The sequence below is a fragment of the Dyadobacter sp. CY347 genome (assembly GCF_021502655.1).
Classification (GTDB): Bacteria; Bacteroidota; Bacteroidia; order Cytophagales; family Spirosomataceae; genus Dyadobacter.
The window spans coordinates 57,969-68,030 of record NZ_JAKFFT010000015.1; the positions used below are offsets into that span (position 1 = coordinate 57,969).

Annotated in this window: 3 protein-coding genes; all 3 read right to left on the bottom strand. The window is 38.5% G+C overall.

From position 1 onward, the window contains the following. Positions 1-573: 573 nt before the first annotated feature. Entirely contained in the window at positions 574-5,328 is a 4,755-nt protein-coding gene (locus L0659_RS25900) for a sugar-binding protein (protein WP_235129521.1), read from the bottom strand. 459 nt (positions 5,329-5,787) lie between these two features. Continuing rightward, positions 5,788-7,314 (bottom strand): RagB/SusD family nutrient uptake outer membrane protein, encoded by a 1,527-nt coding sequence (locus L0659_RS25905; RefSeq protein WP_235129522.1) that lies wholly within the window; start codon positions 7,312-7,314, stop codon positions 5,788-5,790. 35 nt (positions 7,315-7,349) lie between these two features. Continuing rightward, positions 7,350-10,062 (bottom strand): SusC/RagA family TonB-linked outer membrane protein (locus L0659_RS25910; RefSeq protein ID WP_235129523.1); only part of this gene is annotated, 2,713 nt, incomplete at its 5' end.

Consider the following 10,062-nt stretch of genomic DNA (forward strand, 5'->3'; position numbering starts at 1 on the left):
AGTAACATCTTCATGAACTTCATTTATAGATTGATCATGATATTCGTATGTAATCGAAGGTTTTTTTGATTTTTCACCAAGGTGCTTCAGACTGTGTATTTATCTGTCTATCTTTGACAGTATAATCTTCTGTATATTTCACAACTTTTCTACTATTAATAACAAGTCAATGCTTGCCTGAAACACTGTCTACTTTTTTTCGATAGCAACTAGCTTGATCTTTCCTATAACCTAATTCCGGGACAAGGGTTAGTCACCATAACCACCAGCGCAAGTGTTTCATTGAGATCTTCGCCTTGGCTTTCACAGCGATAAATCAGATCATTAATTTATTTCTAAAATATTCGAAAAGATCGCATACGCAGAAATTACTCATTTTAAGATAGGCCCATACTCAAAAATCTTTTCAGAATCGGAATTTCAGGTTTACAAATCGAACAAATTGTATATTTTAAATTCAATCATATGTACATAAAAATCAATCATTGCATGTAATAAATCTTTCTAGTTTGCAAGCAATCAATTACCATGTAATTATTTTAAGTCAAACCTTAGCAGTGAAAGTATATATAATCATCTTTTGATTATAAATTTATGTGTGAACTGTGCCCCACTGGAAAGATTTATCCTTAGCAGGTACGATCCTTCTGAAAGCTGTCCTAAGCTCAGTTCGTTATAATTCAAAGCTTGATTTTCATAAACGACAACTCCTGTTGAATTTATTACGGAGATAGATTTAATTTGGTTAGAACCTTTTAGAAAAATTTTATCTGCTGTCGGATTCGGATAAATATCTATGTTTGATTCATTAAAGAACATACTCCTGATTCTACTATATGAATATGTTTCATCGTTGTCCACCATTTTTAAGCGATATAAATTTTCATTTGCTGATGGAAACCGATGCGTAAAATAATATTTTTGGATGCGATTACTCTCTTGAACAGATTCCAATATTCCAATCTTTTCCCAAACCTTACCATTAATGCTATGCTCAATTTCGAATCGATTGCTGTTACTTTCTTCGGTAGTCGACCAAACCAAGCTTGCTACCTTTCCTTCCTTGAAAACCTCAAAATTAGCCAATTTGACTGGTAGGGATCCGGCGGTTGGGTCAAAGGAAATATAATCTAAGTTAACATTCCCCTCGTCACCACTGTCATATTGATATTTGATAGTATTGGTACCTGCATTTAGACTTAAAGACTCTGATTTTGTAGCCCATGAACTCCAGCTTCCAGTAGAAGGTAAGGCGGTCTGCTTGATTTTTACCCCGTTTACATAAACTGATAACCTTTGTAAAGGCCCAGAATTATTAGCATAACCTAATAAGATGTCGTAAATACCTGCACTGGATATATTAATAGTGAAAGTTGTAGAAGCCCCTTCTGTTCCATATCCGGCGGCAAAGCCTGTACCTGAAAATCCAGAATGATTTGTTGCAGTTTCTGCTCCTCCTGCCAAAACTGCATCTTCTGCTTCATATTTGGCTTCTGAACCTAAGGTTGTAACAGATAATCCTACACTAGGAATGGAAATGTTTCCTGCTTGGTCTTTTGCCTCTACGGTCATCATGTAAGCGGTCCCCGCCGTCAAACCAGCTAGATTAAGTGTAGTTGCACTAGTAGTGCTGATAGAGACTCCATCCTTAAATATTTCATATCCCGTTACGCCGATGTTATCTGTGGAAGCTGCCCAGCTCAGAGTAAAGCCAGTATTTGTAATTGTGGTAGCATTTAATGCTGTGGGCGTGGTTGGGGCCTGAGAGTCTGCTGATACCCCATAAAAAGATATGTAATCCAAGTTTACATGTCCGCCATCGCTGGGATCGTATTGGTACTTGATAGTATTATTACCTTCATTTAGCGTCAAAGATTCTGATTTTGTAGCCCAAGAATTCCATGCACTGGTAGATGGCAAAGCAGTCTGTTTTATTTTTTCGCCATTGACATATATAGACAGTGTTTGTGAAGGCCCAAAATTATTGGCATAACTTAGCAATACATCATAATTACCTTCATTAGATACATTAACTGTGAAAGTTGCCGATGCGCCTTCGGTTCCATATCCGGCAGCAAAGCCAGTCCCCGAGAATCCGGAATGATTTGTCGCTACCTCTGCTCCTCCTGCCAAAACAGCATCTTCTGCTTCGTATTTGGTTTCCGAACCCAACGCAAAAGTTGTTACAGTTAATCCCTCACTAGGGTTAGAAATATTTCCAGTCTCATCTTTTGCCCTTACAGTCATCATGTAAGCGGTTTCGGGAATCAGATTTTTTATGGTGTAAGAATTGGTATTAATAGTTTCTATCAGATTTCCATTTAGATATACTTCATAAGACCCCACCGCTATATTATCTGTGGAAGCGAACCATGATAAATTAAAACTATTGGGCGTAATTGCTGATGCTTGTAGTCCTACTGGGGTTGAAGGTGCGTCTGTGTCCGCGACACCCGCATTTTTTAGCTGTGCAGTTCCCATTAGCGATGGGTCCTGATAGGTTTTGTCTATTATGGAATGCCATGCTTTTTTAGCATCTATTCCCCCACCATCGTCATCGCCAATTTGAACGTCAATTCCTATGTTTTTTAAAGCTGACCCACTGATACCCAATGTTGCAAACGGAATTTTAATTTCCAGTTTATAGCCAGTGTCAGTATTTACATTAGATAGCTCCACATTTGAGGTTGCGTTGAAATGCACCTCACTGATACTGCTTTCGCCAGGTCGAATATAATACTGGTAATCTCTTGGACCATAGGAAGTTCCCTTATTATTATCGGCATCTACAAAAATTTCGATCCGGTCATCATCATACCAGGCCGATCCTGAATTAACCGTTTTGATATCATCTGTAACATCAATAAAAAGATATAAATTATCCGCATCCCATAGGGACGTCCAGTTCCCACCTAGATCCGATGCTGACGTACTACCAAGAACCGAATTGGTAATAGGATAACTTATGCCAAACCAAGCCTCTTCTTTTGTGCCGTCTACGACAATAGTAGTAGGTGCAAAAGAAATAGCAGCATCACTTAATAAAGTTTTGGCTTCAAAAGGTACACTTAACTCGGACCGGTTCCCGGTCGCATCTACGGCCTTTAATGTGATAAAATAGCTGGTTGATGAAGTAAGATTGATTAAATTAACAGAATTAGTCGGAACATTGGTAATTAGAAGCCCATTTGCGTAAACATCATACGAAGCTACGGCAATATTATCTGTCGAAGCTGTCCAGCTTAAATTGAAACTGGTTGATGCTACGTTTGACAAAGTAAAACCCGCTGAGGGTGTAGAAGGAGGGGTAGTATCGGGCGCTACTAAAAAGGTCCCCCATTCTTTTGCCCCCAAATCTGGTATCCCTTGTACATTATCGTTATAGTTGTTGACTGAAATTCCTTTATCTATTGCATCTGTTGCAGTAGATTTCAAAATAAAATTGCCATTATTTGCATCTACAAAAATATCGTTAAGAACAGAGCCCCTAGCATTGATGATGTTATTGCGAAAATCTGAGGATGATAGGTCTCCGCAGCAACCAATAAGGTTACCAGGGTGGCTCATAATATTGTTGTATACCCTGATCTGTTCACCATTACCTCCATTAAAATTAGCTACGGCAAACTGCGCATTAGGGCCATCTTCATGGGTTAGCAAAACGTTGTTATAAAGATCCACTTCTATTCCATTATTAATTAGTACTGGTGTGGTGATTCCGTACATAATATTATGGTCAATGGTAACACGAATTTTTCGCCCCGCTCCGCCAAAATCTAAGTAGACCCCATGTTTTAATTCTCCATATTTGGCATCATCAAGTGTATTATAAATTAGATTATGATCTATACGAGCCCACTGTAAATCTTGTCCGAATACATCTATTGCACCACTATCTCCACTTCTGCGTAGAAAATTAAATATCTCATTATGGTGTATGCGATAGACATCTCTAATGTTAGGATCGCTATTTTGCGAATACCTAAAATTGATAGCCATCATCGTTGTGTTCCAAATTTTATTATATCCTATTTCAGAATCTTTACATATAAACCCAGTATTCATGGCACCTGAATTGGAGCACATGTAATTGGCATCCTGTATCTCATTATTCAATACCTTAATATTAAACCCCTGTATACTAATTGCAGAAGTTGCCGAATAACGAATAGTACAATTCCTGATAATATTATTTCGCCCACCAACAACCATTCCGGACCAAGCGTAATGTTGATCCTGCCAATTGCCAGTCATATCAGTTTGGTGAGAAGGATACAAGACGTTTAATCCTTCCAAAATAATATCATGTGCTACTTCAAGTATGCTTCTATTATTTCGGGCATCATTGTCTGTTGTAATAGCACAAGCAAAAAGATTAAAGTCTTTTATAGTATAATTTGCTCTTGTAGTTGATGCCCAAAATGCAAAGTGTCTGCGCTTTGCCTCAATTACATTGGTACCTGTCTCTGTACTGCTTGGCACTGATTCATTAGGGGTTTTAACATACATAGTATTCTCATTCTTCCACCACTCACCATTGCTCAGCAAAGCATCAACCCCCCCAGAAGCGGATACACCAGCTGGTGTCGGGTCAAATAAAAAATACTCCGTGTTTTGCCCCAAACCCCAGGGTTCATCCCCTAGTCGAGGTGTACCACGAAAATCCACGGTAATCATATGTCCTGATACAGAAAGTACTATGCCTGTCCAACCCTGCCCATCTTTTCCATTCCGAGCTAGGTTTATCCAAATCTTTGCACCTACCCATCTTGTGCTTGGTTCATTGAAGTCTGCATCTGTTATCGTGATTATATTACCTGATGCATTAACATCGTCTGCCTTGGCATTAGTAGGCATAATAATATCTGTTGATGTTTGATCTGGCCATCTGGCTAATTCAATCATCTTCCCATCAGAAAATACCTGATTGGTTCCCCATGTCGGATTTACATTCCAGTCAACGGTGGTCTGGTAAGTGCTTCCCGATGTTAATGTCCAAGACAATAACAAATCTGTTCCATTTATGGTAACAGATTCTCCGTTATATGGTTGGTAAACTATTCCACTTGCCTTCATGTCTACCATTTCCCGATAGACTCCAGTCCTTATACTAACAACATCTCCGAAAACAGCTGCGTCAGCGGCTTTTTGTATTGTCAAAAATGGCGAGGCAACTGATAGACCATCGTTACTAGTATCGCTTCCAGTTTTTGCAACATAAATTTGTTTAGCAAATGCACTTCCAGACAGAACGGTTATAAGTAAAATTACTACAACTAATAAACTTTTAATGATCTGTTTTTTGATTAAATGTGAAATTAAATGCATATTTATTTAAGAAATTGGCTTGGACAAGAATAAGATTTTTGGGCTCTATTATTTAAATAAAATATGTACTAGGAGAGACATTTATAGGATACCTGTAATTTCATAAGTAGTTTGTATTAATAGCTTAAAGCAGTCTATTCTCAGGATATAAAATTTATCATTTGTCTGATTATTTATGAAAGTTTCACTTAACTGAATGTCCTCTTGCCAAGTTCGCTATTTGCAATTCATTTGTATGTATAGAATGGGTCGTATATTTTGGATATGACTTACAATTAGGGGAGATTAACTGATATATATTGAATATATAGTTAACACCTATGAGTGTATTAATCGCGTATGGTTGCTTATTACGATAGTTTTATATTCTGAATCTACAAACGTAATTTAATAGTGTCAAAATTATAAGTACTTACAAAAAAGCTGCTTGACTACCGTATTTATGACTTAAAATGATCGCTAGTATCCGTTTGAACAAAGATTCGGATTTATACTTTTTTCTCTCGCTGGTATTGGAAAGTTAATCCAGTTAGGCTGCATAGTGATCCCATGTTTATCTAGCAAGAACTTAGCAGCTGTACCGGTTCTTGTGTAATGGAACCATAAATTAGGCTCAAAAAGAAGCTCGTGCCTGCGCTCATCCATTAAGTTTTGCATAAACACATCGGCATTATTAGAAACAGGTAAATCTGCTAATGAAGCTCTACGCCTTACTTTATTAATATATTCATACGCACTCGCTGGATTATTTAATTTAAACAAAATTTCTGCATAGTTAAGCAATACTTCTGCAAACCTCATTTGGGGAAGGTTTTGAGGAGATAAATCATTATTATATAGACCCAGCCAGTATTTGGTAGAAAATCCTGCATTTGTTTGAGGACATTTCGCCCAATCTGTTGGACCTACCGGTCTTGTCATATTTTCTCCCTGATAAGTATCCCCGTGACCAATAACCATTATTTTACGTCTTAAATCATTTGGCTCGTAAGAATCTAAGGCTTTCTTATTTACTACATATTCTCCCCATCCACCCCATGGATCGAAATCACCTCCTATATTTCTTGCGGCTGATAGAACCGCAAGGAAGGATCCTTCTGAATTTGTTATTATATCAGGCCCCCAAGCCGTCCAGTCTTTGGAATCTCTAAACTGAACTTCAAAAATATTCTCAGCAAGATATTCGGGCATATTCTTCTTTAAAATTGAAAAAGGAGTACGTGGGCTTGTAGCAAGACTATATTTAGGATTAGTTAATGCAAATAGTGATTCAAAAGATGTTTTGGCTTTTGCCCAATCTTCTGCATACATGTAAGCATAGGCTAAATAAGACAAAGCTGCACCTTTAGACACTCTTCCTTTATCAACTGCAGCATAATCATTTGCCTCAGGTAAATTTTCCATGCTTTCGCTGATATCCTTTATTGCCTGTGCAAAAACCTGCGCCTTGGGGGTGCATGGCAACGAGTTTTGAGAAGAAGAATAGCTTTCTAGAAGCATGGGCACATCTCCAAACGCTCTGGCCAGACTTAGGTAGGCGAATCCTCTAAAAAAGTTAGCCTGTGCTGTAAAAGACTTTTTTTCCGCATCTGTAAGAACCCCATCCTCAATTGTAGCTAATTTTGACAGCACGATATTAGAGCTGCTAACCACTTTGTATAGTTCTGTCCAAATAATCTGGAAATCCTGATTGGCGTCAGTCATGAAAGAGACTAGCGGTTTGGGGTTAACACTGACATCGACTACGTCTTGAGATATGTATCCTGGAATTGTAATCCACCGCTCTCCTGCTGCCGCTGAACCTTGTATGCTGGCATACATGCTCGTTACAGCAGAATTAAAATCTTTTTTGCTTTTAAATGCAGATGATTCGTTGATAGAACCATCTTGAGATGACGCTTCAAAAAATGAATCTTTACAAGACCATGACAGAGGAAGCGTTAGTAAAAGAAGTATATGGATGAAGAAATTATTTCTAGCTTTCATACTGGTTTTTTTCTGTAAGTACAATTTTTTCTAGTTTAAAACTGAGTATTGATCCCAAGGGTAAACATTCTTGCTGCTGGATATCTTCCAAAATCTACCCCTGAAGTCAAAGCCCTTATACCAATTTGAGCACTGCCTACCTCAGGATCATATCCTGTATATTTAGTAATTGTCAATACATTTTGTGCAGATACGTATATTCTGGCGTTTTTCATATAAACCTTTCCAGCAATAGCGGCAGGCAAAGTGTAGCCCAACGCCACATTTCTCAATCTCAAAAATGCTGCATTTTGTATATAATCGCTTGAGAAAAATCTGTTGGAAGTTGGAGCGTCATAAGAGTTTCTGGGCAAGGTATTACTAGTACCTTCGCCATTCCAGCTATTCAATAAATCCTTGTGGCCGTTTACTATCCCGGTAGAATTATGAAAACGCATATGGTAAATTAACGCATTGGTCATATTTGCAGCTTGCACATTACCTTGCCCGTTAAAGAATGCGGATAAATCAATTCCTTTAAATTCTGCTTTAAAGTTGAACCCATAAGTGTAACCTGGAAGACCATTTCCAAGATAGGTTTTGTCAAGATTGGTAACTACTCCATCTGGCTTTCCCTCGGGTCCGGAGATATCTTTAAACCTCTTATCACCAACCTTTGCTCCATATGCAGCCATTCCACTGGCATCCAGTTCTGCCTGGTTTTGAATAATACCATCGAATATATATCCCCAAAAGCTACCAACCCTTTTGCCTACATAGGTCCTTGTCTGTGCATTCTGGTCATTGAAAGTACCGCCTATTATAGATATAGGCTGCACAAGAAAACTGCTGGTATTACCCGGGAAGAGGTCTATGACTTTGTTTTTTAACGTTGCAATAAAACCACCGGCAGATAAATTTACATTACCAATGCGTTTGTTAAAGCCTAATGAAAGCTCTATACCACTGTTTTCCATCGTGAAGGCATTTTCCAGATACTTCCCGTTATATGGTGCTGAATAAAATGGAATATCAACATTTCCCAAAAGATCTGACAGCCTTTTTTTGTACAAATCCACGGTCACTGTGAATGCACCTTTTAAAAGTGAAGCATCCAAGCCAATATTGCTTTCAGTATTTTTCTCCCATTTCAAATTTGAATTCCCAAGCACTTGTGGTATTAATCCCGGACTTAGCGTAGGATTCTCTCCAAAAGAATAACCAAAAACGCTGTTAGGATTATAGAAGCTGGAAAGATATTGCAAATCAGCAATGTTTTGATTACCTACTATTCCGTAGCTAGCTCTTATCTTAAGATCATCTACGACTTCTGATTTATTCAAGAAAGATTCGTTCGAAATTCTCCAAGCTCCTGAAATGGATGGAAAATATCCAAATCTGCTATCTGCCGAGAACTTTGAGCTGCCATCGCGTCGTAATACTAATGATAACAAATATTTATCGTCATAATTATAATTTAAGCGGCCGAGCAAGGAAAAAAGAGACGACGGTACGGCCGGACTGCCGTTCGTAAATCTTCCTGTTGGTTCGGTCGCACTTATTGACGCCTGACCTTCTGCTAAATTAACACCACGTCCATATATGGCTCGATTTGTTCTTTTTAAGGCATCCGTTCCTACCAATATGCCTAGATTATGACGTCCAAAGCTTTTTGTATAATCAAAAGTATTTATCCAGTTCCACTGCAACCCGTTTGACCAGCCCTCGTCAAAGTTAGTTTGCTGATTAGGGTCAAGCTCGGCTGGAAGGCGAATAGCTGTCCCACCGGTAGTAATATTGTTAAGGACATTGTAGCCAAACACAGTTTTAAATTTCAACCCTTTGAACAGTTCAACCTCAGAAAAAAGAGTTGTGAGCAGAGTTGTGTTCTTGTTTGAACTTTTACTAGTGAAAAACTCGCTTTGAAACACAGGATTATCTAAGGCATACCATGTGGCATTATACGTCCGATTTCTTATAGCGTAACCTTTAAAGCCGTACAAATGGTCTCCAATTGGTCCTACCTGATCTGTAAATGCCGGATCTGTAGGCTGTGCCCTTAGTGCTCCAAGTAAAACTCCTGCAAATTCATTCTGCGTATATGGATTTAATGAACTATCCCATCCTAAGTTTACTGATGCACCTATTTTAATCCTTTTTGACAAGTCGTAATCAAGATTGATACGAGAAGTAATTCTTTCGTATCTGGATCTCTTAACTATACCATTCTGGCTTTGATAACCTAAGGACAAATAAGATTTAAATTTCTCGGATCCTCCGGAAATCGATAAATTGTAATTCTGCAGAGGTGCTCCTTTAACGAACATAGCGTCCTGCCAATCGGTATTTAAAACATTTGCTGGATTAGACCATGCAGGGTTTGGTACCTGTCCGCCATTCAACAAATTTTCATTGGCCAATCTTGCGAATTCTGTGCCATTTAAAAGCGGAATTTTTTTAGTGGCATATTGTACGCCGGAAAAGGCATCAAAATTAACTGAGACTTTACCTGCTTTTCCTCTTTTTGTAGTTACAAATATTACTCCCGCAGACGCCCTGCTGCCGTAAATCGCTGACGCTGCTGCATCTTTAGATATGTCTATACTCTCGATATCATTTGGATTAATAGCCTTTAGGTTTACTGACATTGGTATTCCATCCACCACAATAAGCGGCTCGCTAGATCCTGTAATAGATGCAATTCCACGAATCTTAATAGAAATTTCGCCACCGGGCTCAGCGGAATTTTCAGTAACCTGAACGCCTGCA

Coding starts and splice junctions, on each gene's coding strand:
- L0659_RS25900 (WP_235129521.1), bottom strand. CDS start 5,328: ATGCATTTAATTTCACATTTAATCAAAAAACAGATCATTAAAAGTTTA.
- L0659_RS25905 (WP_235129522.1), bottom strand. CDS start 7,314: ATGAAAGCTAGAAATAATTTCTTCATCCATATACTTCTTTTACTAACG.